Here is a 26,751-nt window from a genome sequence, read left to right as displayed (position 1 = left end):
GTAAGGTCAGTCAGAACAAGGTGCCATGGAGAGGATTAGCATGGCTGTCCGGTGCATATCCTCCCCATCTCTATTGCGCATCGGGGTGACCACCGGTGACAAGACGGCGGGTCTGCATGCAGATCCCCAGATTGCAGGCATCAGGTAACCCAGAGTGCCTCGCGGCGATCAATGGCTGGCGAGATAGGGGCTGATATCCACCTCGTCAATGAGCTCCGGGCTCATGTAACGCTTGGCATAGCGCAGGTAGACGCCAGAGCGGAGAAAGAGCGCAAACAGCTCGGGGTCGATATGGTGATCCTGTTGCATGAATCCCATGATGCGGATGGCCTCCGAAAGAGATTTGGCTTTCTTGTAGGGGCGATCGCCGGCGGTCAGCGCCTCGAAGATATCGGCGATGGACATCATCCGGGCAGGGATGCTCATCTCGTCCCGTTTCAGCCGCTTGGGATAACCAGTGCCATCCATCTTCTCATGGTGTCCCCCTGCGATTTCCGGCACCTGTTTCAGGTTGGCGGGGAAGGGGAGTTTTTCGAGCATGATGATGGTCTGGATCATGTGCTCGTTGATCTTGTAGCGCTCCTCATCTGTGAGGGTGCCCCGGCGGATGGCGAGGTTGTAGAGCTCGCCGCGGTTATAGAGGTATTCAGGGGTGTTGACCTGAAATCCCCAAGGGTTGTCAGGGGCAAGGCGGTCGCGGTTGCTGCGGGTGAAGAGGTGATCCGGGCGATCGGCCAACAAGGGTTCGGTGACCGGCAGCGGTGACTCCGCGGCCCGCTGTTTGCGCGCCAGTTCATCCTGAGAGATCCCAATCCGATCGGAGAGCGTGCGCTGCCAGGTGCGGCCCGCGATCTGCTGCAGCCTTGCAATATCCTCTGTGGCCATAAATTCGCCCCCTTCGTTGCAACGGGCGATAAAGGCAAACTCCTCATCCAGCTGTTGCCACTGCTGTTGCAGCGTGGCCTGTAACGTGGCCTCATCACCCCCATGGAGACGTGCCTGCCAGTAGGCAATCTCGGCATCCCGTTTCAGCACTTCAAAGCGCATCCTGACCTCGTGAATGCGATCGCACAGGGTTTCCAGCTTGGTGGCCTTGTCGACCACAAACTCCGGAGTGGTGACTTTGCCGCAATCGTGCAGCCAAGCCGCGATATGTATTGCTTCCCACTGTTTTTCATCGAGCGAAAAGTGTTGGAAGGGGCCCTCCTTGGCCTCACATGCCGCTTCTGCCAGCATCTTGGTCAGTTCGGGGACTCGCTGACAGTGGCCACCGGTATAGGGGCTCTTGGCATCGATGGCCCCTGCGATGAGCTGGATAAAGGCTTCCAGCAGATTGCGCTGCTCCTCTAGCAGTCGCTGGGTGGTGAGCGCTACGGCGGCGGTGGAGGAGAGGGCTTTGACAAAGGACATCCGCTGCGGGGTCAGGGATTTCTGCTGTTCATCGATCAAAAACACCAGGGTGCCGAGCAGTTGGCCATCGCGGTTTTTCAGGGCTATCGGCCAGAAAGTCAATGGTGTGTCACTTTCCTCGATGTATGGAAAAAGGATCTGCAATTCGCTGGTGACCAACGCGACGGGTTCCAGTTCAACTCCTTGCAAGCTCTGGAACAGTGGATGTTTGGGTTGATTGAGGGACCCGATACTGTGGGTTGGCTTTTGCTCCTGTACCTCACCATTCCAGCACAACCCAGCCAGATCCAGCGTCTTGTTGCCGTTATCGGAGAGGTAGAGCATGCAGCCTGTTGCACCGGTGAGTTGCTGCATTTCGCTGAGTAGCCGTACAAGCAAGCGGGGGAAGCTGGTCTCGCTTGAGAGTGACGTGGAAAGCTGCAAAAAGTGCTGGATCGTCGATTTCATGTTACCCATGGCCTGGGATAGATCGATGATTTCGGCAATATATGTGTTGACCCGGACAGGGTCATGGAAGTCGAAGCTGGCAATTTTTCCTGCCTCTTGCGTCAGGGCATCAAGAGGCTTGGCGGCGGTTCTGGCAAGCATTATTGCTGCGAAAAGGGCAAGAATCAGAAATATCCCCGACAATAGGAAGGTCTGGTTGCGAATGGTGATGGCGGTAGCCAGTAATTCATCGACAGGTGCCGCAATCCAGAGTGATAGCCGTGATTCATCCGCATCCGGCAGATCAATGCGCATTCCTTGCCAATCGTGCCCTTCCGAGTGAAACGTCAGTTTATCTATGTTCTGGTGTTGGCTGGCATCTATCAGATGTTGCAGCATGGGGAGCTCTGCCTCAGCGACCTTAGCTAGCCGATATGCCCCGTTCTCACCGTGAATGATCATGCCGCCTTTATGACTGGTAACCAATTCCCCCATCTCATTGACGATGGCCTGCCGCATATTTGGGGTGATCATGGCAGATTTGAGCAAGCGTTCGATGGATCTCAGACTCAGGTCTACCCCGACGACGCCAGCCCCGTTCTGCATCGGTTTGGCAAAGCTCAGGTTTATCTCCTGAGTATCGATCGAGATATAAGGTGGCGTTTGCACCAGTCGTCCAGCCTGTTTGGCTTGAATAAACCATGGGCGCGTTCTGGCATCAAAGAGCTGCCCTGATACCTGTTTGTGTTCGATGATGGTGAGATTGTCGGTCAGCGCGAAGATGTCCGTGAGGGTCGCTGTCTCTTGGTGCCGAACGCTTTTCAATATCCAGTGGGTATTGGCTGGAGGGGTCAGGCGTTGCACCTCTGCATCGGCAGGCCAGCGCATAAGCCAGAACATATCGCCGTTGTGGTACCCGGCATAAACCCCATTGGCTGAGCGCTGTCCTTTTAGCAAGGTTGCCATGTAAGGAAGGTTAGCCATGCGAGCAGCTAATGTTGTTGCCTCGATCAAGCGTTGCTGGGCGAGCATATTGGTGCTCAGTGCCGCAGGTCGAAATAGCCCCTCCAGCTCTTGAATCGTCAGTTGGCCGATCAGGCTGAATCTATCTTCGGCTTCCTTCATCAGCATGATTTTTGTCTGTCGGTATTGGTGGCCGAGAGTGATCAGGGCAAACACCAGCAACAAACCTAAGAAAAGATGTGCAATATGGACATACAAGGGGATAACACGGCGAAAAAGATTCATGTTATCTCCTCAGGTAAATGGGGTCATGAAATGAGCCATAGAACAGACAACCCAACGGGATCATGGACAGTATTATTGTGTTCATCCTGCCTGCTGCATACATGAAGATTACCCCGTTGTGTTACACCACAAGATGAAGATCAATGGAAAGGACGGAGAAAACCCATCGTGTGTTACTCACCCATCACATAAGCAGAAAATAATTTACGGCGGTGTCACGGCTGAACACGGGGACCTTGATCCGGTTCATTCTGGATATGGATTGAAATCCTCTTTTTGCGGGAAAATTGCTGAGATATTAAGCAGATGGGATTCTTCGTCAAGCGATGCAGTAACGGTAGCGCCATTAGCTTCCAGCATGATTTTTCCATGATAACCATTGCGACTGTGCATTTCTTTATTATCTGAGGAGGAGAGTTGATCGAACAGAGATGAGACACAGCTGATATCCAGCATGCTAGAGCTATCAATATTCAAGATAATGCTGTCTGGTTTTTTCAGACAGACAATCTCCACGCAGGAGGAGGGCACTGCATGTTCACAAGCGAGCCGTATCAATATTTGAAATGCGGAATAACAGAGAAATTCGTCACCGGCGATGAACAGCTCGTCATAGAGATAATTTTTGGGTTTGGTCAGCTTGATATCGAGCTTTTTCTCGGCATAGAGATTTTTGAATTGTACCGAGAGCCGGTTGAATATCTCAAAGAGCTGGACTTTTCCCGCTTTCAAAACAAAGGCACCGGTTTCAATCTGATAGATCTCGGTGGCCAGACGGGTCAATTCCAGCGCATCGCCCACTGATTTTCTGGTAATGGAGAGCTGTGTCTTCTGGATCATGTTGAGCGATGGATCGGCCGCCAGCTCTTCCAACAGATGCACCGCATTGAGCAGGGGCTCCCGGATTTCATAGCGGATATTGAACTCGAGGCTCTCTTTGAGCCTGTTGAGCTCCAGCATCTGATCGAACTCTTTTTGCAGGTCTTTTCTGGCATGCACCAGCCGCATCAGATTGGCAATACGGAAACGCAGCATCTCGATGTCGATCGGCTTGGTGATAAAATCGACTGCCCCCAGTTTCATCGCCCGTTTACGGGAATAGATATCATCCAGTGCCGTCATAAAGACGATGGGAATGTGTTCTGAATGGGGGTGTTCACGCAAAATTCTGGCGACATCGAATCCGTTCAGCTTGGGCATCATGATATCCAGCAGCACCAGGTCGGGTGGATTATCCGACTGGCAGATATTGATCGCCTTTTCGCCATCCTTGACTAGCTTGAGATGAAACTCTTTGCGAAATACCGAGGTGATCAGCATCAAATTATCTGGAACATCGTCAACCACCAGAATAGTGGGACTGTCCTGATTGCTGGCGATCAGATCGCTGTTGGAAAAACGGTGCAAACGACCAAAATCGAATTGAGATAGCTGGAGTTGCGATTGACTAATTGTCAACAGCAGCCGAGCGATCCTGTTTTTAAGTATATCGGGTTTGAGCGGGGTCAAAATAATGTCAGAGACTTTCGCCTGAACAAATTGTTCGATCCGTGAGCGATCGGTCCCTGAGGTCAGGGTCAAAAAAGGCAGTGTGTGATAAGGGGCTGTGCTGCGGATATTTTTCAGCAGTGTGAGCAGATTCGCCGAGTCGATATCGATATTGCAGATTATCATGGCAACGGGCCCGTCAGATATGCAACGTTCCAGCGCCTCTACACTCTCCACCACCGTAATCTGGCTTATGCCAATGGCACGTAACTGCTGGCAGAGCGCATCACTATGCACATTATCTTTTTCCAGTACCAGCGTGGGCCCGGCAATGATTTTTGCTATGTCCATATGGCTATCTGATGTACCCATCTGTCGCTGTATCCTGCCAGCTCATTTTGAGCATGATAATATAGAGTGCATGACCTTGGTCAACCGATACTGCGGTTATCTTGTGCTGGAGATCTAAATCCATACAGAGGCACATATCTTCAACTGGATTAACGGCTCAATCTGATCTGATGTCACAGCGACAGTGGGCGTAAGCCATCCTGTGACGCAACAAAACTGCCGCAATCACATATCCGCTGTCTTCTTGGCCAACTGTTGACTCCATTGGTTAGACCGCATATTTCAACCGGGTTGCCATGGCTGCCAGCCGGTGGATCCGTTATGGTGTGAGAAGGGCTGTAAAGGTTCACAGCCTTCCATCATGGCAGGGAGAATCACAAGATATGGAACATCTTGCCCTGGACGCAATTCGTCCTGTGGTGCTGGTGGTTGATGATGATACCGGCACCCTCAATTTGATGAATGCACTGCTCAGTGCTCGCTATATCATCAAGCTGGCAACCACGGGTCGCAAGGCGCTGGAGATAGCCCTTGCCGACACGCCTCCCGACCTTGTGCTGCTCGATATCATGATGCCGGATCTGGATGGACATGAGGTGTGCCGTCAACTGAAAGCCGATCCAAAGACAAGCGAAATCCCGGTGATTTTTCTGACCGCCATGGCGCAGATCGAGGATGAGCGGCAGGGATTTGCACTAGGTGCCGCGGACTACATTACCAAACCCATCAGCCCGCCGATCCTGTTGGCCCGCATCGACACTCACCTGATGCTCAAGCGAGCGGCGGATCAACTGCGTGCATCTCGTCACCAGCTGGCGTGTCAGCATGCCGGGCAAGCAACGCCTCATCACGCCCTTGCACAGGGTGCCGCTTTGTTGCTGGCTACGTTTGCCGCGCAGCGTGTCCTTGATGTGCAACCTCATGTCTTTTACACCCAATCCTGCCTCAAAGCGCTGGTTAGCCAGCTGGTAAATCAGTCGCACTATCGGGATGCGTTGGCTGGGCTCGATCTCGAGCTGCTTTATCAGGCCGCTTTGCTGAGGGATGTGGGGATGTTAAGTGTTCCGGAAACCGTCCAGTGTAACTCTGCGCCACTGACTCTGTCAGAGCGTGAGCAGATCGTCCGCCATCCTGAGTGGGGAGAAGTTGCGATCGCCCGGTTGGCGGGGTGGGTTGAGGAGTCTGTCGCCTCTGAGAACCTGGGGGAAGAGTGTTGTGCTGATAACAGTACTAATAGGCTACTCACCGGGTTTGCCCTCGCCGGGATATTGGCTCGTCATCATCATGAGCGCTGGGATGGCAACGGCTATCCCGATGGTCTGGCGGGAGAAAAGATCCCGTTGGTAGCGCGCCTGATGGCTATCGTCGATGTATATGGTGCTCTGCTTAGTGAACGACCCTATCGTCCGCCTTTCTCCCGCGAGCAGGCACTGGCACTAATGATGGCTGGGAGAGGCAGCCAGTTTGATCCTCTGCTGCTGGATTGTTTTGTCGCTCTGGCGCCGACATTCCCGCCGCTTGGCGGAGTGGCTGACGGAGCATGCCATACACCATGAAATCCCGTCTTTGGCATATGGTCGCCGTGTTGTTGCTTTCCTTGATGGTGGCCAGTCTGGTCGATGCTTTCTATCTGGAACTGGAGCGGCAGGAGTATCGCCAGTCGCTGGATACCCGCATTCAGCGCGAGGGCGAGAATCTGCAGCAATTGACCCTCTCAAGCAAGGGGATGGGGGCCGTTCAACTGGCTGGCCGTCTCAACCGCGAGATCCAGCAATCGTCACTGCTTGAGCGGGGGGACCTGAGCCCCAGCGAGGCACTGCAGGTACTGGCGCAAGGGGTGAAAGCCAATCATGCCTTTGTTACCAACAAGGCAGGGGTGATCGTCCGTGACTGGGATGCGCTCGGCCGACATGTTGTTGGGCAGGATGTATCTTTTCGCTCTTACTTCAGGCAAGGGATCAGGGGGATGGAAACGGTGGATGCCGGGGTGAGCCTCAATACCGGCAAGCGGATGATCTATGTTGCTGCGCCAGTTTCTCACGATCGGGCGCAAGGAAGCGAAATTTCCGGAGTGGTGGTGGCTCGTTACGAGATGACACTGCTCGATACCTTTCTGGCAGGGTGGGGTAATACCATCGGCTTGTTGGTCTCGCCAGATGGTGTGGTGATGGCCAGCAACAAGAGTGACTGGCAAATGGCAGTGGTGGGGCCAAACTCTGCCGCAAGGCAGCAGCAGCTCTTGGCATCTCGCCAGTACGGACATTATTTTGCAGCGGATCGCCAGCCGGTGATCCTGCCTGTGCTTGATGGCAGTGAGGTGAGGATAGGGGAGGAAAGCTATCTGGTAAGCCGCCTGCCCATCGAGTGGCACGATGCTAAAGGGCAATGGACGCTGCTGTTACTGGGTAATGCTGAGCAGGCCGTATCAGGATGGCGGCGAGTGGCCTTGTTCGGCACAGCTCTGTTGATCTGTCTGATATCTGCTCTGCTCTGGCAGGGCCGGATGTTGCGTCGCCGCAGCATTCGCGAGCGCAACGAGCAGTTTGCCTTTCAACAGGCATTGATCGATACCCTGCCACATCCTCTCTTCTATACCGACAATCAGGGTTGTTTGTTGGGCGTAAATCGCGCTTTTACCAGCGCATTTGGCAGTGTCCAGCCAGTCGAGGGCAAGCGGCTGGCTGAGCTGCCCCAGCTGGCTGTACTGGATGAGGCAGATAAGGACAGCACCATACAGAGGGTGGTTGGCAGTCAGGTCAGAACACAGCATGAAGTGCGTATGTTCTCGCAGGATGGGCGTCCTATGGACATGCTCTATTTTCTTTCGGGAATTGAACTTGCCGAGAGCGAGCGAAGCGGTGCGGTCGGCAGCCTGGTCGACATCACCCCGATCCGTGCTGCCGAGCAGGCCATGCGGGAGGCCCATGATCGGATAGCGGCGGATCGCCAGCGATTGCATGAGAGCGAACAACGGATCCACTCCATGGTGCGCAACGTGCCGGGTATGGTCTATCGCTGTTTGCCTCATCCCCCCTGGACCATGTTGTTCGTCAGCGACGAGGCGGAGAAATTGACTGGCTATCCTGCCAGCGATTTTGTCGGTGATGGTAACAGTCGCGATTTTGTTGACTTGATCCATCCCGATGATCTCGAGCTGAGCAACCGCAACACCATCGAGGCGATTGCCGGACATCGGCAATATATCAACGAGTATCGCATCTTCGATCGCTGGGGCCAGATCCGTTGGGTCTACTCCATCGGGCTCGCTACCTATGACGCAAATGGTAAGGCCGCCTATCTGGACGGGATCATCTTCGATTTCAGCGACCGCAAGCAGGCGGAGGACGCCATGCTTGAAGCCCGGCGGATCGCCGAAGACGCCACCCGAACCAAGAGCGAATTTTTGGCCAACATGAGCCATGAGATCCGCACGCCGATGAATGCCATCATCGGAATGGTCCATCTGGCGCTACAAACCAGCCTCTCCCCCGAGCAGCATAACTATGTAAGCAAAATAGACCGTGCGGCGAACAACTTGCTGGGGATCCTCAACGACATCCTCGATTTTTCCAAGATGGAGGCGGGCAAGTTGCAACTGGAGCAGGTGGATTTCCGGCTCAACGAGGTATTCGAGTGGCTAGCTGATCTGACGGCGTTTCGGGCGCGGGAAAAGGGGCTGGCGCTGCTGTTCGATTTGGCTGGTGATCTGCCTGAGCGTTTGCGCGGTGATCCCCTGCGACTTGGCCAGATCCTGCTCAACCTGACCAGCAATGCTATCAAGTTTACCGAGCAGGGAGAGGTGATTGTCCGGCTGGCACGCAGTGACGAGAATGATGGTGCGATCTGGCTGCAGGGCTGTGTCCAGGATAGCGGTATCGGCATGACGGCAGAGCAGTGTCAGCGTCTCTTCCACTCCTTTGAGCAGGCTGACAGCTCGACCACCCGCAAATATGGTGGCACCGGCCTTGGTTTGGCCATCACAAACAATCTGGTGAAGCTGATGGATGGGGAGATCCGGGTGGAGAGTACCCTTGGGCAGGGCAGCGGGTTCCACTTCCGTATTCGGCTTGCGATCGTGGCGGATCAGGATAAGCAGCAAGAGCAATGTGTTGAGATGCCGCTGGCGCCACGGCGAGTGATGTTGCTGGAGCAGCACCCTGCTTCGCGAGCAGCCATCCTTCACCAGCTGTCGGCGCAGCCGGTTGAGCTTGTCTACGCGGACGCTCCCGCAGCAGTGCTGGCACTGCTGCATCAAGGTATCGCGGCGGGTAAACCCTGTGAGCGAGTGGTGCTGGGCTGGCAGGAGGGGGAGAGCTGGTTGTCAGAGGTGTTGCAGGAGATTGCCATGCTGGCAGTGTCGCCCGCGATCTTGCTGATCACCTCTGGCGATCCTGCACTGGTTGCCAGTCATGTCGCGGTGCAGGGGCTGTCGCCGGGTGATGTACTTGCCCATCCGTTTACTCCGCAGGCATTGAGCCAGGCGCTGAGTGGCAACGCCGTCGCGGGGGAGGCGTTATCTGATACAAGCCCTCATCATCCGGTGGCGCTGCCCGGTCATGGGCTGGCGGGGGCTCGTCTGCTGCTGGTAGATGATAACGACATGAACCGGGAGGTGGCATTGGCTCTGTTGGGCAAGGAGCAGATCACGCTGGTCTGTGCCTGTGATGGGGCGCAAGCGCTCTCCCTGCTGGCGCAAGATCGCGGGTTTGACGGCATCCTGATGGATTGCCAGATGCCGGTGATGGACGGATATACCGCGACCCGGTTGATCCGCGCCGATCCGGCGCTGTCCGGGATCCCCATTATCGCCATGACTGCCAGCACCATGGCCACAGATAAAGAGAAGGCGCTGGCGGCCGGCATGAATGCTCATATCGCCAAGCCTTTGAATATGTCGCTGTTGCTGGCGACCCTTTCGCACTGGATTAAACCTGCCAGACCGCTGGGAGCCGCTAGCAACTCGCAGGTGTCAGACGATGTGACCCCTTGGCAAGATGTGCTCGGTCTTGATGTACAACGGGGCATGGCAGTAATGGGGGGGGACAGTGTGCTCTACCGAAATATGTTGCAGCGTTTCTGCCAGGGACAGCAGGGATTTGAAGCCAGTTTCCACTCAGCGTGGGCCTCGGATGACAAGGGGACGGCCCGGCGTCTGGCTCACACCCTCAAGGGCAGTGCCAGCACCATAGGCGCAACCGGTGTGGCGGCACAGGCTGCGCTGCTCGAGCGCGCCTGTGAAGAGGCGGATTACGCAGGGGTTGCAACCCGCTTGCCATCCCTGATGGCAGAGCTGATGCCGCTGTTGTCTGGGCTGGAAGCTGTGCTGGCATCGTCCCCCATGGCGGTGGTAACTTCCCGGGGTATCGATGCCGAGATGCTGGCGTTGCAACTGCGGCAGTTGAAGGCCTTGTTGGCACAGAGCGATGCCCAGGCGTTGGCGCTCTGTCAGCAGATAGAGGCTGATCTGGCTGGCAGTGAATTGCAGCTGCGGGCTGCGTTTCAAGAGGTGAGTCGGGTGGTCAACGAGTTTGAGTTCGATCAGGCGTTGCAGTTGCTGGAGCCACTGCTCGGCTGATGATTAATACATTGATCGTTTGTCATGATCATCGTCACCCCTACCCATTTCTTTTCGTTGCCATTGAACAAGAATAATTATCATCCATATCGATGAATATGGATATTTACGCTCTGGTTAATTACGCAGGGTGACGTGAAGGTAAATAGTGTGACTGTGGGCGGTAACATCTGTAACCGGATGAGCAAATATATCTCGATTTAAATATGATAACTATGTTGCCGCAGCCGTCCAACTTGCCATTTCTCTCACTGTTAATTTGAATGCAGATTCACGATGATGCGTAAACATATCAGTGAACGCGATATTTTACTCACCAGCATCCAATACAATAAAGAGTGGGGGAAGTCGTACTGATATGCATAGCTAGGCGGCATCTTTTCATTAAGCTGTGTTAAGTGTCAGGGACGCTGGGTGAGGTTATGCTGTGTGGGCTAGCAGGAGGAATCATCGCCCTGCAGTGCAGGAAAAATGCAAGCTGAAACCAAGCGACATTCAGGTAAATCGTGCCGTGCAGGCCGTGCTTGCTACCGGTGGTAGCTGGCCGAGAGACCGTTCTGGTATGGGGAGGCAAGTCAGGAGGTTGTCCCATGGATGACTGTATGGAATATGCAATGAGATGAGTAAAGATATATTCAATGGATTATTTATTGGTGGGCATCAGTATTGTTAAATAAGCGGTACAGCCAAGATTTCAGTCATGTTAATTTGGCTCGCAGCGAAAGAGAGGGAGATGCGGTGATTAATTATTTTATATCCAATTAAGTGCATAAAATTTATTAAGCAGCCAAATATCTCTTTGGGGGTAATTGATTTCGTTTGTGATGTGGCTCGCTATGGAAATAGGGGTAAGCCGGTCGAAGTTGATAGAGATCAATACTGTGATGTGGGTGAGTCCTTAGCATTTCTCCTATTAAGCATTTACCAAACAAGTGCTCACTACGGGAATAAGAAGAATGGTCGAGGATAATTTTTTATCGGCTCATGGGATTAATCGCCGTGATTTTATGAAATTGTGTGCCGGGATGGCCGCAACCCTGGGATTAAGTCAGAATGCCGTCGCCAAGATGGCCACTGCGCTCACCAGCCCCGAGCGGCCGCCGGTGATCTGGATAGGGGCGCAGGAGTGCACCGGCTGTACCGAGTCGCTGCTGCGGGCCACGCACCCCACCATCGAGAACCTGATCCTCAATACCATTTCGCTGGAGTACCACGAGGTGCTCTCGGCGGCCTTTGGTCATCAGGCGGAAGAGAACAAGCACAACGCCATCAAGCGCTATAAAGGCAAGTATGTGCTGGTGGTGGATGGCTCCATTCCGCTCAAGGATGGTGGCGTCTACTGCATGGTGGCCGGTGAGCCCATCGTCGACCATATTCGCCGTGCGGCTGCCGATGCGGCTGCCGTCATTGCCATTGGTTCCTGTGCAGCCTGGGGTGGCGTCCCTGCCAGTGGTGGCAACCCGACCGGCGCTGTCAGCCTTGAAGAGGCGCTCGGCAATATCGGCACCCCCATCATCAATATCCCGGGTTGCCCGCCCAATCCTCACAACTTCCTCACCACGGTTGCCTACTACATCACCTACGGCAAGCTGCCAGCGCTGGATAGCAAGAAACGTCCGCTGTTTGCCTATGAGCGACTGATCCACGAGAACTGCGAGCGTCGTCCGCACTTCGACGCAGGGCGTTTTGCCAAGGAGTTTGGCGATGAGGGGCACCGTCAGGGCTGGTGTCTCTACCATCTGGGCTGCAAGGGGCCGGAGACCTACGGCAACTGCTCGACCCTGGAGTTCTGCGATGTGGGCGGCGGCATCTGGCCGGTCGGCATCGGTCACCCCTGTTATGGCTGCAACGAGCAGGGGGTCGGTTTTAGCAAGGGGATCTTCCAGCTCGCCAAGGTCGAGAACCCGACTCCGAGGGTGGATAAACCAGATGTGAAGATCCAGGAGGGGGGCTATACCTCGCCCACCGCGACCGGCCTGATCGGTGGCGCCCTCGGGGTGCTGGTCGGGGTGAGTCTGATGACGGTGCGTGAACTCGGTCGCCAGCAGAAGCGCCACGAAGCCGGGCAGCACCCATCACGGGAGGAGTGACCGTGAACAGACGCAACTTCCTCAAATTTGCCTCCGTCGGCGCGCTGGCGGCGGGCACCACCGTCTCCGGCAGCGCATTGGCGGCGGCCGAGAACAAGCCGCCCATTCCCGGCGCGCTCGGCATGCTCTACGACTCTACCCTCTGCGTCGGCTGTCAGGCCTGTGTGGCGGAGTGTCAGCGCCTCAATGGCAATCCTGTCAACCCGGCAGGGGCGCAGACCTGGTCCAACAACGACAAGCTGACCCCCTACACCAACAACATCATTCAGGTGTGGAAAAGCGGCACTGGCGAGCACAAGGATCAGCTGGTGGATGGCTATGCCTACATCAAGAAGCAGTGCATGCACTGCGTCGATCCCAACTGCGTCTCTGTCTGTCCGGTGCAGGCTCTTAAAAAAGATCCCAAGACCGGCATCGTTCACTACGACCCGAGCGTCTGCACCGGTTGCCGCTACTGCATGGTGGGTTGCCCGTTCGATGTACCCAAATATGACTATGACAATCCGCTGGGGGCGATCCACAAGTGCGAGCTCTGCAACCAGAAGGGGCTTGAGCGAATTGATCAGGGCAAGTTGCCCGGCTGTGTCGAGGTGTGCCCCACCGGCGCCGTCATCTTCGGCACCCGCGAGGAGCTGATGGCCGAGGCCAAGCGCCGGTTGCTGGCGACTCCGGGCAGTGAATATGCCTATCCGCGCCAGACCCTCAAGGCCAACGACCCCTACCTGCACGAAGTGCCCAATTACCAGCCCTACGTCTATGGCGAGAAGGAGGGGGGCGGCACCCAGGTGCTGGTGCTGGCCGGGGTGCCCTATACCAAGCTCGACATGCCCGACTTGCCGGAGCTCTCCTCCGGTGCCCGCTCCGAGCATATCCAGCACACCCTCTACAAGGGGATGGTGCTGCCCATGGTGGTGCTGACCGGCCTTTCGGTGCTTATCCGTCGCAACACCAAGAATGGTCACGATCACCATCATGATGATGGCCATGATCAGGGGAGTGCGCAGATCAAGGGTCAGGGCTCCACAAAGGGAGGCAAGGATCATGAGTAATCACAAGGCGTATCCCCTCGGCGGCAAGCTGGTCAGCTGGCCTGTACTGGTGCTGGCGCCGTTCGTCATCCTGTGCGGCATGTTGATCCTCAAACGTCTCATCCTCGGATTGGGCTCGGTCACCGACTTGAATGGCGGTTATCCCTGGGGTTTGTGGATTTCGTTCGATCTCTTGATCGGTACCGGTTTCGCCTGCGGTGGCTGGGCGCTGGCCTGGGCTGTCTATGTGTTCAACCGGGGTGAGTATCACCCGCTGGTGCGACCGGCCCTGTTGGCGAGCCTGTTTGGCTACTCGCTCGGTGGTCTCTCCATCACCATCGACGTGGGGCGTTACTGGAACCTGCCGTACTTCTACCTGCCCGGTCACTTCAACACCTCATCGGTGCTGTTCGAGACGGCGGTCTGCATGACCATCTATATCGGGGTGATGGCGCTGGAGTTTGCGCCCGTGCTGCTGGAGAAGTTCGGCTGGAAGAGCTCCATGGTGCGACTCAACAAGATCATGTTTTTCATCCTGGCGCTGGGGGCCCTGCTGCCCACCATGCACCAATCCTCCATGGGCTCGTTGATGATAGTGGCGGGGGAGAAGATCCATCCGCTCTGGCAAAGCTACGAGCTGCTGCCGGTCTTTTCGCTTCTGACCGCATTCATCATGGGTTTTTCCATCGTGGTGTTTGAAGGATCCCTGGTGCAGGCCGGATTGGCGGGGCGGGGCCCCAACGAGAAGCCGCTCTTCTACAAACTGACCCAGGTGATCGACATCTTCCTGATCCTGTTTGTGGCGCTGCGCTTTGCCGAGATCGTCATCCACGACAAGTCGGAATACCTCTCCGAGCTCAATCGTTACTCCATCATGTTCTGGAGCGAGATCGCGCTGATGATCTTCCCGCTGCTGGTGTTCCACTGGGACAAGAGCCGCCGGGATTCGCGCATGTTGTTCCTGGGGGCCCTCAGCATGCTGCTGGGCGCAGCCCTCTGGCGACTGGACTACTCCCTGCTCGCCTTCAACCCCGGCAATGGCTACCACTACTTCCCCTCCGCGGAGGAGGTGCTGATCTCCTTGGGCTTTGTTGCCATCGAGGTGTGTGCCTATTTGCTGTTGATCCGGCTGCTGCCGGTACTGCCATCACTTGAACGTGTTCACCAAGATTATCAGGCCCGAGGGAAAGCCAACGTATGAGCCAACGTATCACCATAGACCCCATCACCCGCATTGAGGGGCACCTGCGTATCGACTGCGAAATCGAAGGCGGCAAAGTGACCAAGGCCTGGTCGTCCGGCACCATGTGGCGCGGCATGGAGGAGATCGTCAAGGGCAACGACCCGCGCGATGCCTGGATGATAGTGCAGCGCATCTGCGGGGTATGTACCTCTATTCACGCCATCGCTTCGGTGCGGGCGGTGGAGAACGCCATCGGCGCCAAGGTACCGGTCAACGCCCAGTACATCCGCAACCTCATCATCGCGGCCCACAACATCCACGATCACATCGTCCACTTCTACCAGCTCTCCGCGCTGGACTGGGTGGATATCACCGCGGCCCTTGAGGCCAATCCGCAAAAAGCGGCGGACATGCTCAAGGGGGTATCAACCTGGTCCCTTAACAGTGCCGACGAGCTGACCAAGGTGCAGGACAAGATCCGCGCGCTGGTGGCGAGTGGCCAGCTCGGCATCTTCGCCAACGGCTACTGGGGTCACAAGGCGATGAAGCTGAGCCCGGAGGTGAACCTCATCGCCGTGGCCCACTATCTGCAGGCACTGGAGTGCCAGCGCGATGCCAACCGTATTGTCGCCATTCTCGGCGGCAAGACCCCCCACATCCAGAATCTGGCGGTGGGCGGCGTGGCCAACCCCATCAATCTGGATGCGCCGAGCGTGCTCAACCTGGAACGACTGCTCTACGTGAAGAGCTTTATCGACCGGCTCGGCGAGTTTATCGAGCAGGTCTACAAGGTGGATGCCGCCATCATAGCCGCGCACTATCCCGAGTGGCTGACGCTGGGGCAGGGGGCCAAGCACTACCTGAGCGTGCCGGAGCTACCCACCGACGCCAACGGCGGCAGCTTCCTGATGCCGGGCGGTTATATCGAGAATGGCAATCTGGCGGGTTATCGCCCTATCGAGAGCCATCAGGATGGCTGGCTGATGGATGGCATCGCCGAGAGCAACAAGCACGCCTGGTACAAGGATGACGAGCCCCTCAAACCCTGGGATGGCAAGACCGAGCCCGATTACACCGGCTGGCAGGATGACGGCAAGTACTCCTGGGTCAAGTCCCCCACCTTCTACGGCAAGGTGGTGGAGGTGGGTCCTCTCGCAGACTTGCTGGTGAAACTGGCCGCCAAACACCCGGAGACGGTGGCGCACTTCGATCAGCTGAACGGCATCTACAAGGCGCTCACCGGCTCGGCCATCAAGACCGAGCAGCTGCACTCCACCATGGGCCGCATCATCGGCCGCGCGGTGCGCTGCTGCGTGCTCAAAGACACCCTTTCCCATCAGTGGAAGGCGCTGGTGGACAACATCGGCAAGGGGGACACCACTGCCTATATCAAGGCGGAGATCCCGGCGGACAAGGAGTTTCGCGGAGTGGGCTTTGAAGAGGCGCCGCGCGGCATGCTCTCCCACTGGATCGTCATCAAGGGCGGCAAGATCGAGAACTATCAGGCGGTGGTGCCCTCCACCTGGAACTCGGGTCCGCGCAACTTCAACGATGAACCCGGCCCCTACGAACAATCGCTGGTAGGCACCCCGGTGGCCGATCCGGCCAAACCGCTGGAGGTGGTTCGCACCGTCCATTCGTTCGACCCCTGCATGTCCTGTGCGGTGCATGTGGTGGATACCCAAAATGGCGAAACGACTCAGGTGAAGGTGTTGTGATGAACACCCTGATCCTGGGCGTGGGCAACCTGCTCTTGAGTGACGAGGCCGTCGGCGTGCGCATCGTTGAGGGGCTGGGGCGCGAATACCGTTTCGCCCCGGGCATCGAGCTGCTCGACGGCGGTACCGCCGGCATGGAGTTGCTCGAAGCGATGGCCAGTCGCGATCACATCATTCTGGTTGATGCGGTGCGCAGCGGTAATCCGCCGGGCACAGTGGTGACTCTGAAGGATGAGGAGATCCCGACCCTGTTTGGCCGCAAGATCTCCCCGCACCAACTGGGGCTGGCGGACGTGCTCTCGGCGCTGCACATGACGGGGGAGTCGCCCAAGCGGCTCACCCTGATCGGGGTCGAGCCCGAATCCCTCGAGCCCCGCATCGGCCTCACCCCTGTGGTGGCGGCTGCCATGGGGGAGGCGACGGATCGGATTTTGACCCTGCTGGCCGCCGTTGGCGCGCCCGCCATTGCACTCTCTGAGCAGGAGAAAGCTGAACAAGCGCGGGAGGGTTTATGGCGCAGTCCCATTTAAGCGAGGCTGAGAGAGTGCTGGAGATAGTACCGGAGACAGTGCAGGAGTTTGCCGGTTTTGCCAGCAATCCCGCGCCTCTGCTGGTAGCCCAGTACGAGCGGATCGCTCGCGAAGAGATGCAGGCGCTGCCCTTCTATCACGCCAGCATGCCCATAGTGGCGGAGTGCGTGCTGTTTGAAGGTCAGTGGCTTGGCTGCGTGCTCACCCCCTGGATGTTGAGCGTGGTGGTGCTGCCGGGGCCGGATCAACTCTGGCCGGTACGCAGCAACAGCGATCGGCTCGCCCTGCAGCTCCCCTGCGGCAACATGACCTTTATGGTGGGTGAATTGCCCGAAAGTGGTCAGCTGCTGTCCTGCTCCCTGATGTCGCCGCTCGATCCCCATCTCGGTGCCGGGGAGGGGCGAGCACTGGTGGGCAGCACCCTCAAGATGCTGCTCTCCTTGCCGGTGCAGCAAGGGGCTGGCGGCGTGGATCTGGGTCGCAGGCGGCTATTCGGTGCCCGGCGCGGTTAACCGGCATAGTCGCTAGGTTTCACGCGAAATCAAGTTTAGAATAGGGGGCCATTTTGGCCCCTCACTCCCATGTTCAGACACGCATTCCACCTCTTTTTTGAGTGATGATCCGTGAGTGGTACAAAACAAGAAGGATCCCCATGACTGTTCCACGCAATTCTCTTCGCTATTACTGTGGCACCAGTGCTGCCGCCCTGTTGACTCTGCTGCTGGGCACCGCCTCTCACGCGGCGCTGGCCGCTGCCCAACCTGTGCCTGCCGAGCTCAAGCTCGCCATCGGAGCTGAACCCACCGAAGGGTTTGACCCTCTGCTCGGCTGGAGCCACGGCAGCTACCTGCTGCTGCACAGTCCGCTGCTCAAGCAGAACGCAGATCTCAGTTGGCAGAATGTGCTCACCCAAGCGGTGACCCCGAGCAAGGATGGCAAGGGGTGGCTCATTACCCTCAAGCCTGACCTGAAATTCTCCAACGGTGCGCCGCTCACCGCCGAAGATGTGGCCTTTACCTACAACAGCGCAGCCAAGGGCGGCGGCAAGATCGACATGGGCAACTTTGTCTCGGCCAAGGTGCTCTCACCCACCGAGGTTGCCATCACCCTGAGTGCCCCCCAGAGCACCTTTGTCAACGTGCTGGGATCTTTGGGGATAGTGTCGAAGCAGGATTACGACGCAAAAGCATATGCCCAAAAGCCGGTCGGCGCCGGCCCCTACCGGCTGGTAAGCTTCCTGCCCGGCCAGCAACTGGTGGTGGAGGCGAACCCCTATTACGCCGGCGGCAACAATGACTTCAAACGGCTGGTGTTTGTCTTTATCGATGAAGAGAGCGCCTATGCCGCTGCCCAGAGCAGCCAGCTCGATGTGGTGCGTATCGCCCCGTCGCTGGCGCCCACCGTACCCGACACCCTCAAGCTGTGGGTGCGGCCGAGCGTGGAGAACCGCGGTATCGTCTTCCCCATTCCTGCTGCTGGTAAAAAAGATGCCAAGGGTTATCCCATCGGCAACGACGTGACCTCGGACGTGGCGGTGCGCCGTGCCATCAACTACGCCATCGACCGCAAGTTGCTGGCCGACCAGCTGCTGGAGGGGCACGCCATCCCCGCCTACAGCGCGGTAGAAGGCCTGCCCTGGCTAAACAAAGCCACCGCCTTCAAGGATGGGGATGCGGCTCACGCCAACGCCCTGCTCGACGAGGCGGGCTGGAAAATGGGCAGTGACGGCGTTCGCCACAAGGGCGACCTGCGCGCCGCCTTTACCCTCTGGTACACCAGTGGCGACAGCACCCGCCGGGATTTGGCGGAAGCGGTGCGCGCCATGCTCAAACCCATTGGCCTTGAGGTGAGCCTCAAGTCCGGCAGCTGGGAGCAGGTGGAGCGGGAGATGCACGCCAATCCGGTGCTGATGGGGTGGGGGAGTCTGGATCCCATGGAGCTCTATCACCACTACCAGAGCGGCTCCGGTGGCGTGGAGTTCTACAATCCGGGCTACTACAGCAACCCTGTGGTGGATGGCCACCTCAAGCAGGCGCTGGATGCCCCGAACTGGCAGGCGGCCGTGCCGTTCTGGCAGCAGGTGGAGTGGGATGGCAAAACGGGCGCCGGAGTGCAGGGAGATGCTGCCTGGGCTTGGCTGCTCAACGTGCAGCACACCTATCTCGCCAACCGTTGCATCGACCTTGGCAAGGGGGCGCCGGAAATCCACGGTAGCTGGTCACTCCTCAACAACCTGCAGGATTGGCGGTGGACGTGCCGGTAAGTTCGCCCTTGAGTCATTCAGGTTATCTGTTGCTAAAAGCCCTGCTGCGTCTGGCAGGGCTGTTATGTCTGGTCTCGGTCGCCACCTTTGTGCTGCTGAGTTACTCCCCCATCGACCCCATCAAGGCCTATATCGGCAACGACCTGCTCCATGTGCCGCCGGAGCAGTACGCCCGCATCGCCGCCCGTTGGGGGCTGGATCAGCCGCTCTGGCTGCGCTACTGGCACTGGTTCAACCAGGTGCTGCGGGGGGATCTCGGCTACTCCATGCTCTACAACGCACCGGTGGGTGAGGTCATTGGCCAGCGCTTTGCTGCCTCCTTCCTACTGCTGGCGGGCGCCTGGCTGCTCTCCGGTTTTTTCGGCATTGTGCTGGGCCTCTGCGCCGGTCGCTATCTCAATCGCTGGCCCGATCGACTGATTTGCCGTTTTGCCTACCTGCTCGCCTCCCTGCCCACCTTCTGGGTCGGCCTGTTGCTGCTCGCCCTGTTTGCGGTGCATTGGCCACTACTGCCGGTCTGCTGCGCCTGGACGCCGGGTCTCTCCGCCGATGAGGCAGATTGGGCTATGCGAGCGCGCCATCTGTTGCTGCCGGTGACGACCCTGGCGCTGCTCGGGGTGGGCAACATTGCCCTGCATACCCGGGCGCGGGTGGCCGAGGTGCTGGATAGCGACTTTATCCGCTACGCCCGCGCTCAGGGGGATGGCGGCTGGCCCATGCTGCGTTTTCATGTGCTGCGCCATGCCCTGACCCCAGCGCTCTGCCTGCAGTTTGCCTCCCTTGGCGAACTGATTGGCGGATCGCTCTTGGCCGAGAAGGTCTTCTCCTACCCGGGGCTCGGCCAGGCCACCGTGGATGCGGGGCTCAGGGGCGATATTCCCCTGCTGATGGGAATCGTGCTCTTTTGCACCCTGCTGGTCTTTATTGGCAACACGGTGGCCAGTTTGCTGCTGGCGCGCATCAATCGGGGTTGGGAGGGCGAGCATGCTGTTTAATCCGTTTCCCTCGATACTGCGGCTGGGTTTTGCCCTGATCGGATTGGCGCTGCTGGCCACTTACGGCTGGAGCCTCTCTCATCAGGATGTGCCGATGGATCTGCTGGCGCGCCAGCAAGCCCCCTCGCTGACCCACTGGTTCGGCACCGATCAGATGGGGCGGGATCTCTGGTTGCGGGCCTTTCAGGGCACCCTCACCAGTCTGGAGCTTGGCATCAGCACGGCGCTCTGCAGTGGCCTGCTGGCCATGGTGGCGGCAAGCGTGTCGCTCGTTCATCCCAGATGTGATGCGGCGGTGCGAATGGTGATCGACGCCATGCTGGCGCTGCCCCATATGCTGCTGCTGATTTTGATCTGCTTTACCGTGGGTGGCGGCATGCGCGGGGTGATCCTGGCGGTGGCGCTCACCCACTGGCCCAAGCTGGCGCTCATTCTCTGCGCCGAGGCGCGGCGGATCGCTTGCAGCGACTATGTGGTGCTGGCCCGCTGTCAGGGGATGGGGGCGCTGCGTCGCTGGCGCACCCACTTGCTGCCGGGGCTGCTGCCCCAGTGGTTTATCGGCACCCTGCTGATGTTTCCCCATGCGGTGTTGCACAGCGCCGCCTTGAGCTTTCTCGGTTTTGGACTGGCGGCCCACGAGGCCTCGCTTGGTCTGCTGCTGGCCGATGCGTTGCGTTATCTTGCCGGTGGCGGCTGGTGGCTGGCCCTCTTCCCGGGGCTGATGTTGCTGCTGCTGGTTCTGCTGTTTGATCAGGCTACCCGCGCCTTGCAACAGTTGCTGTGGCACAGGAGTGAACCATGCTGAGTTTTGACCAGGTGACCATAGAGGCAGCCCACTACTCCTGGCTGGGGCGGCGCAGCTGGCAGCCATTGCTGACCGATATCAGCCTGCAACTGGCGCCGGGGGAGATAGTGGCGCTGGTGGGGGGGAGCGGCGAGGGCAAGAGCCTACTGTTGCAAAGCGCTCTGACATTGCTGCCGGACAATCTGCGGATGCGCGGCAGCATCTCCCTCGATGGCGTGCCCCTGTGTGATGCCAGCCGGGCCCGTTTGCGCGGCCACACCCTCTGCTATGTGCCGCAGGGGGTGAGCGCCCTCAATCCGCTGCTGACGGTGGAGCGTCAGCTGGGGCGTGCGGCACGCCTCTGCGGCCAGAGCTGTTCTCGCGAGCGGCTCGGCGAGCAACTGCTGCGCTACCAGCTGCCCGCGACCACCCTGGACAGATTCCCGCGCCAGCTCTCCGGTGGCATGGCCAAGCGCATTCTGGCATGCACTGCGGCGCTCGGCGGCGCCCGCTACATTCTGGCAGACGAGATCTCCGCCTGGCTCGACGAGGGGCTGGCCTGTCTGCTGCTCGGCCAGTTGCGTGAATTGGCCAATCAGGGCAGCGGTATCCTCTGGGTGACCCACGATCTGGCGCTGGCGGCCCGCTTTGCCGATCGCATCGTGGCGCTGCATCAGGGGCAGGTGAGCGATACCTTGAGTTGCCATCATCTGCGCCAGGGGCAGGGGAGCGAGATGCTCCGCGCCCACTGGCAGGCGCTGCCCGAGTTCAATGCGCTCTTCTCTGTGCCGGAGGTTTCCTGATGTTTGAAGTACGAAATCTCACTATCGCCCAGGGGGAGCGACCCCTCTGGCAGGGGTTATCGCTGACGGTGAAAGCGGGCGAACGGCTCGGCATCTCCGCCCCGAGCGGTTATGGCAAGACCACGCTGGGGCGGGTATTGGCGAGTTGGCAGCCTGTTCGGGCAGGCGGGCAGATCCTGCTGGATGGGCAGCCGGTGCCTGAACAGGTAAAAGGCTATAACCCCATCCAGCTGGTGCCCCAGCACCCGGAGCTCACCTTCAATCCCTATCGCACCACCGGGCAGGCGCTCTGGGATGTATGGCGCCCCGATGACGCCATGCTTGCCCGCTTTATGGTCAAGCCTGAATGGCTCAGTCGTAAACCCGGCCAGCTCTCCGGCGGTGAGCTGGCCCGCATCGCGTTGCTGCGCGCCCTCGATCCCCGCACCCGGTTGCTGATTGCCGATGAGGTGACCGCCCAGCTGGATCCGCAAATCCAGCGCCAACTCTGGCGGGAGTTGATGGTTGAGTGCGAGCAGCGCGGGCTTGGCATGGTTATATTCAGCCACCAGCAGGCACTGCTGCGCCAGATCTGCCATCGGGTGCTGCGCTTTGGTGAGGTGCAGCCCGAATCTGGGGAGCTGACCGAAAGCGCAGCTTGAGAGTTGGTTCCCCCTCATCCCCAGCCCTTCTCCCGCAAGGGGAGAAGGGAGCAGACGGTGACTCTCCCCAAGCTTGGGGACACAAGCTGGTTGTTATGCTCGCAGTGCGCGTACTTCGAACTTATTGCCAGCATCCACAAACCGGTTCCCTCTCCCTGGGGAGAGGGCCAGGGTGAGGGCGCGCGAGTATGAAACGCTGACCATTCTGTACAGAGAGAATCGTTGGCAAAGTGCGCAGGTAAAAGAGAGGGAGGCATTAGCCTCCCTCTCTTGTTATCCGCCACTGGTAACGGCATTTAACCGGTTCTGGTTCAGGCCGCGGCCAGCCAGTTGAGCCAGGCATCCATCCCTTCGCCTGTGGTGGCGCTGACCTGGATCACCTGAATATAGGGGTTGACCCGTTTGGCGTTCTCGATGCAGCGGGCCACGTCAAAGCTGACGTAGGGCAGCAGATCGATCTTGTTGATCACCATCAGCTGTGCGGCGGCGAACATGTCCGGGTATTTCAGCGGCTTCTCTTCCCCCTCGGTGACGGAGAGGATCGCCACCTTGTACTTCTCGCCGAGATCGAAGCTGGCGGGGCAGACCAGATTGCCGACGTTCTCGATAAAGAGGATGCCCCCTTCATTGGCGGGCAGCTGGTGGCAGGCGTCGTGGACCATTTTGGCGTCCAGATGGCAGCCCTTGCCGGTGTTGATCTGCACAGCAGGGACGCCGGTGGCACGGATGCGATCCGCATCGGCGCTGGTCTGCTGATCCCCTTCGATCACGGCGCAGGGGCGTTTTTCGGCCAGCTGGCGCAGGGTTTCGCACAGCAAAGTGGTTTTGCCTGAACCCGGGCTAGAGACCAGATTGAGCACCAGCTGGTCTGCGGCAGTGAAGTGTTCGCGGTTGTGGGCCGCTAGCGCATTGTTCTTGGCCAGCACATCCATCTCGATGGCGATCAGCTGACGCTGCCCCATGCCCGGAACCGACAATCCCGCTTCCCCTTTGCCATAGTGCAGATCACCCTGCTGGTGGTCATGGTCATGGTCATGGTCATGGTCATGGTCATGGTCATGGTCATGGTCATGGTCGCGGTCATGGCTGTGATCATGGGGATGTGCGTGGGAATGACCGTGCTCATGAGAGTGGGCATGATCATGATGATGGTCGTGGGGGTAATCATGGTGGTGCTCATGGGGGTGATCATGCCCATCATGGCCCACGGGAGCTCGCACCCCGTGGTAGTGGTGATGGACATCTCCCTGATGGTGATAGTGGTGGTGAATGATCAGGGTGCGCGGCGCACCCTGCTCGTGGTCATGATGGTGGTGGGCGTCATGACTATGATGGTGGTCGTGCTCATGACCATGTTCATAGTGATGTTCATGTTCGTGATGATGCTTATGATCGTGCTCATGGCCGGCGATCCGCGCCTGGCCGCATCCGCATACGCTACACATATCAACTTACCTCGATGTCGGTGATGCGCAGGCTATCACCCTGCGCGACTCGTAATTTGTATCCGCCACACCCGGGGCAGGCCTGCCCGCGCTCGGTGAGGGTGACCGTCTGGTTGCAGTCGTAACACCAGGCCTCTGCCGCCTGATGCTGAAAGTGCAGTTGGGCCCCTTCGACAGCGGTGCCCTTGGCGGCGGCCTCGAAACAGAAGGCAATGGTGTCCGGGTCGACGCAGGAGAAGCTGCCGACCTCGAGCCAGAGGGCGGTCACCTTGTTAAAGCCCCGCTGGGTGGCCTGTTCGGCCGCCAGATCGATGGCGGCCATGGCCAGAGACATTTCGTGCATGGTGGCTCCTTAACCCATATGGGGAGGAGCAGTGACTCCTCCCTGTAATTGACGGAACGGCATGGCCGATCAACAGATCCGCGGCAGCAGCTCCCCTTGCGGCAGCTCCAGATAACGGCGACTGCCCCAGGGGTTATTGAGGATCACCTTGTGGCGATCGCTTGCCTGCACCACGCCGATCTGACTGGCTGCGGGGTTGAATTGCCGCAAGATGCCCAGCGCGTCCTGCGCCTGTTCGGCTGGCAGGGCCAGCACCATGGTCCCCTCGTTGGCGAGATCATGGGGCTCGAAGCCGTAGAGCTCGCACAGGCCACGCACCGGATCGCAGACCGGAATGGCGGACTCCTCCAGCTCGATGGCCACTTGGGAGGCGCTGCTCCACTCGTTGAGCACGGCGGCAAGGCCGCCGCGGGTGGCGTCGCGCAGGGCGTGAGGGGTAATCCCCGCTTTTAGCAGCGCTTCGACCTGCGGCCAGAGGGTGGTGCAGTCGCTTTTCAGATCAGAGCCCAGTTGCAGGGCGTCGCGGGCCATCAGAATGCAGGCGCCGTGGCTGCCGATATCCCGCGACACCAGAATGGCGTCACCGGCCTTGAGGTTGCGTACCGAGATGCCCCTGCTTTGTTCGGGCAGCGGGAAGGTGCCGACCCCGCTGGTGTTGATAAAGATCTTGTCGGCCGCCCCCTTGGGCACCACCTTGGTGTCGCCGCAGACGATACGGGCACCGCTCTTGGCAAGTTCAGCCGCCATAGACTCGACGATACGGGCGAGATCGGCGTAGGGGAAACCCTCCTCGATGATAAAGCTGCAGCTCAGATACTCGGGCTTGGCCCCCATCATGGCGAGATCGTTGACCGTACCAGCGATGGCCAGCTTGCCGATATCGCCCCCCTCGAAGAACAGTGGCGAGACGGTAAAGCTGTCGGTGGTGAAGGCAACGGGGCCGTTTACCGGCAGCAGGGCGGCATCTTCACCGCGCAGCAGGATCTCGTTGCCAAAGTGGCGAAAGAAGAGCTGATTGAGCAGCTGGTTCATCTCCACACCGCCGCCGCCGTGGCTTAACTGAATTTCTCTCATTGGATCCCCATATATCGGTAGTAGGCATTGCAGGCCCCTTCGGAGCTGACCATGCAGCTGCCCATGGGCTGGGTCGGGGTGCAGCCCCGGCCAAAGACTTTGCACTGGTTTGGCTTGGCCAGGCCGCGCAAGATATCGGCGCACTGGCACGCCTTGTGGTCATCGATGGGAGTCTGACTGAGCGCAAAGTGACGCTCCGCATCGCGCTTGGCAAAGGCATCGCGCAGGCGCAGGGCGGAGGCGTTGATATCCCCCAGACCTCGCCAGCGAAAGTGCTCGCGGGTCTCGAAAAAGCGCTCGACCAGCCGCTGGGCGGCTTTATTGCCACTGGCGGTGACGGCGCGGCTGTATTGCACCTCCAGCGCGTAGCGACCCTCCACCTTCTGGCGCACCATCATCAAGAGCGCCTCCATCACATCCACTGGTTCGAAGCCACTCACCACCACCGGCACCTGATAGCGATCGACGATAGGCAGGTAGATATCGGCGCCGGTGATGACGCTGACGTGGGAGGGGCCGATAAAGGCGTTCACCTTGGCAACCCCGTCGGCCATCACCGCATGAATGGCGGGGGGCACCAACACATGGTTGATATGAAACAGCAGGTTCTCAATCCCCTCAGCTTCAGCCGCAGCCAGCAAGGCGGCGGTCATGGGGGTAGAGGTCTCGAAACCGATGGCGAAGAAGACCACGGTTTTGTCCGGGTTCTCACGGGCGATATGCAGGGCATCGAGGGGGTCATAGACCGGGCGGATATCGCTCCCCTTGGCCCGCTGTTGGGCCAATGTGCCTTTGGAGCCCGGCACCCGGATCATGTCCCCAAGGGTGACCAGAATGACGTTCGGTTGGCAAGCCAGCTCGATGGCCTGATCGATGCGCTCTTTGGGCATGATGCAGACCGGGCAGCCGGGGCCGTGGACGAACTCGATGCTGGCCGGCAGCAGCTGGTGCAGGCCGTACTTCATGATGGTGTGGGTATGGCCGCCGCACACCTCCATCACCCGCAGCGGCTCGGGCAGATCTTTGGCAAGCTCGGTAATTTGGGCGGCGAGGGCGCGGATCACCTCGGGCTGGCGAAAGCCCTGAAAGAGATCATTGAGGGTCAGCATGGCAAAATATCCTGCTCTGGCATCAGGGCCACCATCTGGCGGAAGCTCTCGAGGCTGGCCTGCGCCTCCTCTTCGTCAATCTTGCTCATCACAAAGCCGATATGGAGCAGCACATAGTCGCCAATGTTGAGAGGCTCTTCGAGCAGCATGCAGCTGACGCGCCGCTGCACCCCCAGGGTGTCGACGGTGACGCAGTTATCTTCGGGGTGCAGTTGCACCACCTGAGAGGGGATGGATAGACACATGA

At 58.6% G+C, this 26,751-nt stretch carries 21 protein-coding genes; 14 read left to right on the top strand and 7 right to left on the bottom strand.

The features are described from left to right. Nucleotides 1-168: 168 nt before the first annotated feature. Both G5367_RS01720 and G5367_RS01715 read right to left on the bottom strand, forming a co-directional pair. The gene (locus G5367_RS01720; protein ID WP_421243659.1) at nucleotides 169-2,967 is read right to left on the bottom strand and encodes an HD domain-containing phosphohydrolase; all 2,799 of its coding nucleotides are present in this window, start codon (nucleotides 2,965-2,967) and stop codon (nucleotides 169-171) included. Between the two features lie 363 nt (nucleotides 2,968-3,330). Continuing rightward, complete coding sequence (locus G5367_RS01715; protein WP_421243658.1) at nucleotides 3,331-4,944, bottom strand: response regulator; 1,614 nt, start codon at nucleotides 4,942-4,944, stop codon at nucleotides 3,331-3,333. A gap of 362 nt (nucleotides 4,945-5,306) precedes the next feature. Between G5367_RS01715 and G5367_RS01710 the strand changes: the two genes are divergently transcribed. The 13 genes from G5367_RS01710 to G5367_RS01650 all read left to right on the top strand — a co-directional run bounded on the left by G5367_RS01710 (nucleotide 5,307) and on the right by G5367_RS01650 (nucleotide 22,533). Then, entirely contained in the window at nucleotides 5,307-6,479 is a 1,173-nt protein-coding gene (locus G5367_RS01710; RefSeq protein WP_216978669.1) for an HD domain-containing phosphohydrolase, read from the top strand. Continuing rightward, on the top strand, nucleotides 6,476-10,498 hold the full coding sequence (locus G5367_RS01705; protein WP_421243657.1) for an ATP-binding protein: 4,023 nt from the start codon (nucleotides 6,476-6,478) through the stop codon (nucleotides 10,496-10,498). Before G5367_RS01710 ends, G5367_RS01705 begins: the two co-directional genes overlap by 4 nt. A gap of 956 nt (nucleotides 10,499-11,454) precedes the next feature. Next, complete coding sequence (gene hybO / locus G5367_RS01700) at nucleotides 11,455-12,588, top strand: hydrogenase 2 small subunit (protein WP_216978671.1); 1,134 nt, start codon at nucleotides 11,455-11,457, stop codon at nucleotides 12,586-12,588. 2 nt (nucleotides 12,589-12,590) lie between these two features. Beyond that, a complete protein-coding gene (gene hybA, locus G5367_RS01695) occupies nucleotides 12,591-13,637 on the top strand; it encodes a hydrogenase 2 operon protein HybA (RefSeq protein ID WP_216978672.1) in 1,047 nt (348 codons plus the stop codon). Then, nucleotides 13,630-14,817, top strand: a complete 1,188-nt coding sequence (gene hybB, locus G5367_RS01690) for a Ni/Fe-hydrogenase cytochrome b subunit (RefSeq protein WP_421243656.1) — start codon at nucleotides 13,630-13,632, stop codon at nucleotides 14,815-14,817. The genes hybA and hybB overlap by 8 nt, the downstream gene beginning before the upstream one ends. Next, the gene (gene hybC, locus G5367_RS01685; RefSeq protein WP_058059088.1) at nucleotides 14,814-16,517 is read left to right on the top strand and encodes a hydrogenase 2 large subunit; all 1,704 of its coding nucleotides are present in this window, start codon (nucleotides 14,814-14,816) and stop codon (nucleotides 16,515-16,517) included. The genes hybB and hybC overlap by 4 nt, the downstream gene beginning before the upstream one ends. Beyond that, on the top strand, nucleotides 16,517-17,047 hold the full coding sequence (locus tag G5367_RS01680; protein WP_041207560.1) for a HyaD/HybD family hydrogenase maturation endopeptidase: 531 nt from the start codon (nucleotides 16,517-16,519) through the stop codon (nucleotides 17,045-17,047). Before hybC ends, G5367_RS01680 begins: the two co-directional genes overlap by 1 nt. Continuing rightward, the gene (hybE, locus tag G5367_RS01675; RefSeq protein WP_058059089.1) at nucleotides 17,029-17,559 is read left to right on the top strand and encodes a hydrogenase-2 assembly chaperone; all 531 of its coding nucleotides are present in this window, start codon (nucleotides 17,029-17,031) and stop codon (nucleotides 17,557-17,559) included. The genes G5367_RS01680 and hybE overlap by 19 nt, the downstream gene beginning before the upstream one ends. 140 nt (nucleotides 17,560-17,699) lie before the next feature. Continuing rightward, the gene (locus tag G5367_RS01670) at nucleotides 17,700-19,310 is read left to right on the top strand and encodes an ABC transporter substrate-binding protein (RefSeq protein ID WP_421293797.1); all 1,611 of its coding nucleotides are present in this window, start codon (nucleotides 17,700-17,702) and stop codon (nucleotides 19,308-19,310) included. Further along, nucleotides 19,295-20,305 (top strand): ABC transporter permease, encoded by a 1,011-nt coding sequence (locus tag G5367_RS01665; protein WP_421243654.1) that lies wholly within the window; start codon nucleotides 19,295-19,297, stop codon nucleotides 20,303-20,305. Before G5367_RS01670 ends, G5367_RS01665 begins: the two co-directional genes overlap by 16 nt. Next, on the top strand, nucleotides 20,295-21,110 hold the full coding sequence (locus tag G5367_RS01660; RefSeq protein ID WP_198506205.1) for an ABC transporter permease: 816 nt from the start codon (nucleotides 20,295-20,297) through the stop codon (nucleotides 21,108-21,110). The genes G5367_RS01665 and G5367_RS01660 overlap by 11 nt, the downstream gene beginning before the upstream one ends. After that, a complete protein-coding gene (locus G5367_RS01655) occupies nucleotides 21,104-21,892 on the top strand; it encodes an ATP-binding cassette domain-containing protein (protein ID WP_421293796.1) in 789 nt (262 codons plus the stop codon). Before G5367_RS01660 ends, G5367_RS01655 begins: the two co-directional genes overlap by 7 nt. Beyond that, nucleotides 21,892-22,533: an ATP-binding cassette domain-containing protein gene (locus tag G5367_RS01650; protein ID WP_421293795.1), complete on the top strand. Its 642-nt coding sequence runs from the start codon at nucleotides 21,892-21,894 to the stop codon at nucleotides 22,531-22,533. The genes G5367_RS01655 and G5367_RS01650 overlap by 1 nt, the downstream gene beginning before the upstream one ends. A gap of 311 nt (nucleotides 22,534-22,844) precedes the next feature. Here the strand turns inward: G5367_RS01650 and hypB are convergent, their stop codons facing one another. Beyond that, nucleotides 22,845-23,741, bottom strand: coding sequence for a hydrogenase nickel incorporation protein HypB (gene hypB, locus G5367_RS01645; protein WP_421293794.1), 897 nt, complete (start codon nucleotides 23,739-23,741; stop codon nucleotides 22,845-22,847). On the opposite strand from hypB, the gene G5367_RS01640 reads away from it, so the two are divergent. Continuing rightward, on the top strand, nucleotides 23,628-24,002 hold the full coding sequence (locus G5367_RS01640) for a hypothetical protein (RefSeq protein WP_421293815.1): 375 nt from the start codon (nucleotides 23,628-23,630) through the stop codon (nucleotides 24,000-24,002). The genes hypB and G5367_RS01640 overlap by 114 nt on opposite strands. Here G5367_RS01640 and hypA read toward each other — a convergent pair. The 4 genes from hypA to G5367_RS01620 all read right to left on the bottom strand — a co-directional run bounded on the left by hypA (nucleotide 23,980) and on the right by G5367_RS01620 (nucleotide 26,749). After that, on the bottom strand, nucleotides 23,980-24,321 hold the full coding sequence (gene hypA / locus G5367_RS01635) for a hydrogenase maturation nickel metallochaperone HypA (RefSeq protein WP_042658210.1): 342 nt from the start codon (nucleotides 24,319-24,321) through the stop codon (nucleotides 23,980-23,982). The two genes, G5367_RS01640 and hypA, sit on opposite strands and share 23 nt — an antisense overlap. Nucleotides 24,322-24,390: 69 nt before the next feature. Continuing rightward, nucleotides 24,391-25,395: a hydrogenase expression/formation protein HypE gene (gene hypE, locus G5367_RS01630; RefSeq protein WP_421293793.1), complete on the bottom strand. Its 1,005-nt coding sequence runs from the start codon at nucleotides 25,393-25,395 to the stop codon at nucleotides 24,391-24,393. Further along, nucleotides 25,392-26,504, bottom strand: coding sequence for a hydrogenase formation protein HypD (gene hypD / locus G5367_RS01625; protein ID WP_421293792.1), 1,113 nt, complete (start codon nucleotides 26,502-26,504; stop codon nucleotides 25,392-25,394). Before hypD ends, hypE begins: the two co-directional genes overlap by 4 nt. Further along, complete coding sequence (locus G5367_RS01620; protein WP_021230224.1) at nucleotides 26,498-26,749, bottom strand: HypC/HybG/HupF family hydrogenase formation chaperone; 252 nt, start codon at nucleotides 26,747-26,749, stop codon at nucleotides 26,498-26,500. Before G5367_RS01620 ends, hypD begins: the two co-directional genes overlap by 7 nt. Between the last annotated feature and the right edge of the window lie 2 nt (nucleotides 26,750-26,751).

Origin of the sequence: Aeromonas sp. 604282 (genome assembly GCF_049170575.1) — a bacterium.
Taxonomy (GTDB): domain Bacteria; phylum Pseudomonadota; class Gammaproteobacteria; order Enterobacterales; family Aeromonadaceae; genus Aeromonas; species Aeromonas veronii_A.
The sequence above is the reverse complement of the archived record's forward strand: the minus strand, read 5'-3'. Positions and strand labels throughout refer to the sequence as shown.

Excerpts from the sequence above, each read along its gene's own strand:
- G5367_RS01720 (WP_421243659.1), bottom strand. The coding sequence starts at position 2,967 with ATGCTGATGAAGGAAGCCGAAGATAGATTCAGCCTGATCGGCCAACTG.
- G5367_RS01715 (WP_421243658.1), bottom strand. The coding sequence starts at position 4,944 with ATGGGTACATCAGATAGCCATATGGACATAGCAAAAATCATTGCCGGG.
- G5367_RS01710 (WP_216978669.1), top strand. The coding sequence starts at position 5,307 with ATGGAACATCTTGCCCTGGACGCAATTCGTCCTGTGGTGCTGGTGGTT.
- G5367_RS01705 (WP_421243657.1), top strand. The coding sequence starts at position 6,476 with ATGAAATCCCGTCTTTGGCATATGGTCGCCGTGTTGTTGCTTTCCTTG.
- hybO (WP_216978671.1), top strand. The coding sequence starts at position 11,455 with ATGGTCGAGGATAATTTTTTATCGGCTCATGGGATTAATCGCCGTGAT.
- hybB (WP_421243656.1), top strand. The coding sequence starts at position 13,630 with ATGAGTAATCACAAGGCGTATCCCCTCGGCGGCAAGCTGGTCAGCTGG.
- hybC (WP_058059088.1), top strand. The coding sequence starts at position 14,814 with ATGAGCCAACGTATCACCATAGACCCCATCACCCGCATTGAGGGGCAC.
- G5367_RS01680 (WP_041207560.1), top strand. The coding sequence starts at position 16,517 with ATGAACACCCTGATCCTGGGCGTGGGCAACCTGCTCTTGAGTGACGAG.
- hybE (WP_058059089.1), top strand. The coding sequence starts at position 17,029 with ATGGCGCAGTCCCATTTAAGCGAGGCTGAGAGAGTGCTGGAGATAGTA.
- G5367_RS01670 (WP_421293797.1), top strand. The coding sequence starts at position 17,700 with ATGACTGTTCCACGCAATTCTCTTCGCTATTACTGTGGCACCAGTGCT.
- G5367_RS01660 (WP_198506205.1), top strand. The coding sequence starts at position 20,295 with ATGCTGTTTAATCCGTTTCCCTCGATACTGCGGCTGGGTTTTGCCCTG.
- G5367_RS01655 (WP_421293796.1), top strand. The coding sequence starts at position 21,104 with ATGCTGAGTTTTGACCAGGTGACCATAGAGGCAGCCCACTACTCCTGG.
- G5367_RS01650 (WP_421293795.1), top strand. The coding sequence starts at position 21,892 with ATGTTTGAAGTACGAAATCTCACTATCGCCCAGGGGGAGCGACCCCTC.
- G5367_RS01640 (WP_421293815.1), top strand. The coding sequence starts at position 23,628 with ATGGGGATGTGCGTGGGAATGACCGTGCTCATGAGAGTGGGCATGATC.
- hypA (WP_042658210.1), bottom strand. The coding sequence starts at position 24,321 with ATGCACGAAATGTCTCTGGCCATGGCCGCCATCGATCTGGCGGCCGAA.
- hypE (WP_421293793.1), bottom strand. The coding sequence starts at position 25,395 with ATGAGAGAAATTCAGTTAAGCCACGGCGGCGGCGGTGTGGAGATGAAC.
- hypD (WP_421293792.1), bottom strand. The coding sequence starts at position 26,504 with ATGCTGACCCTCAATGATCTCTTTCAGGGCTTTCGCCAGCCCGAGGTG.
- G5367_RS01620 (WP_021230224.1), bottom strand. The coding sequence starts at position 26,749 with ATGTGTCTATCCATCCCCTCTCAGGTGGTGCAACTGCACCCCGAAGAT.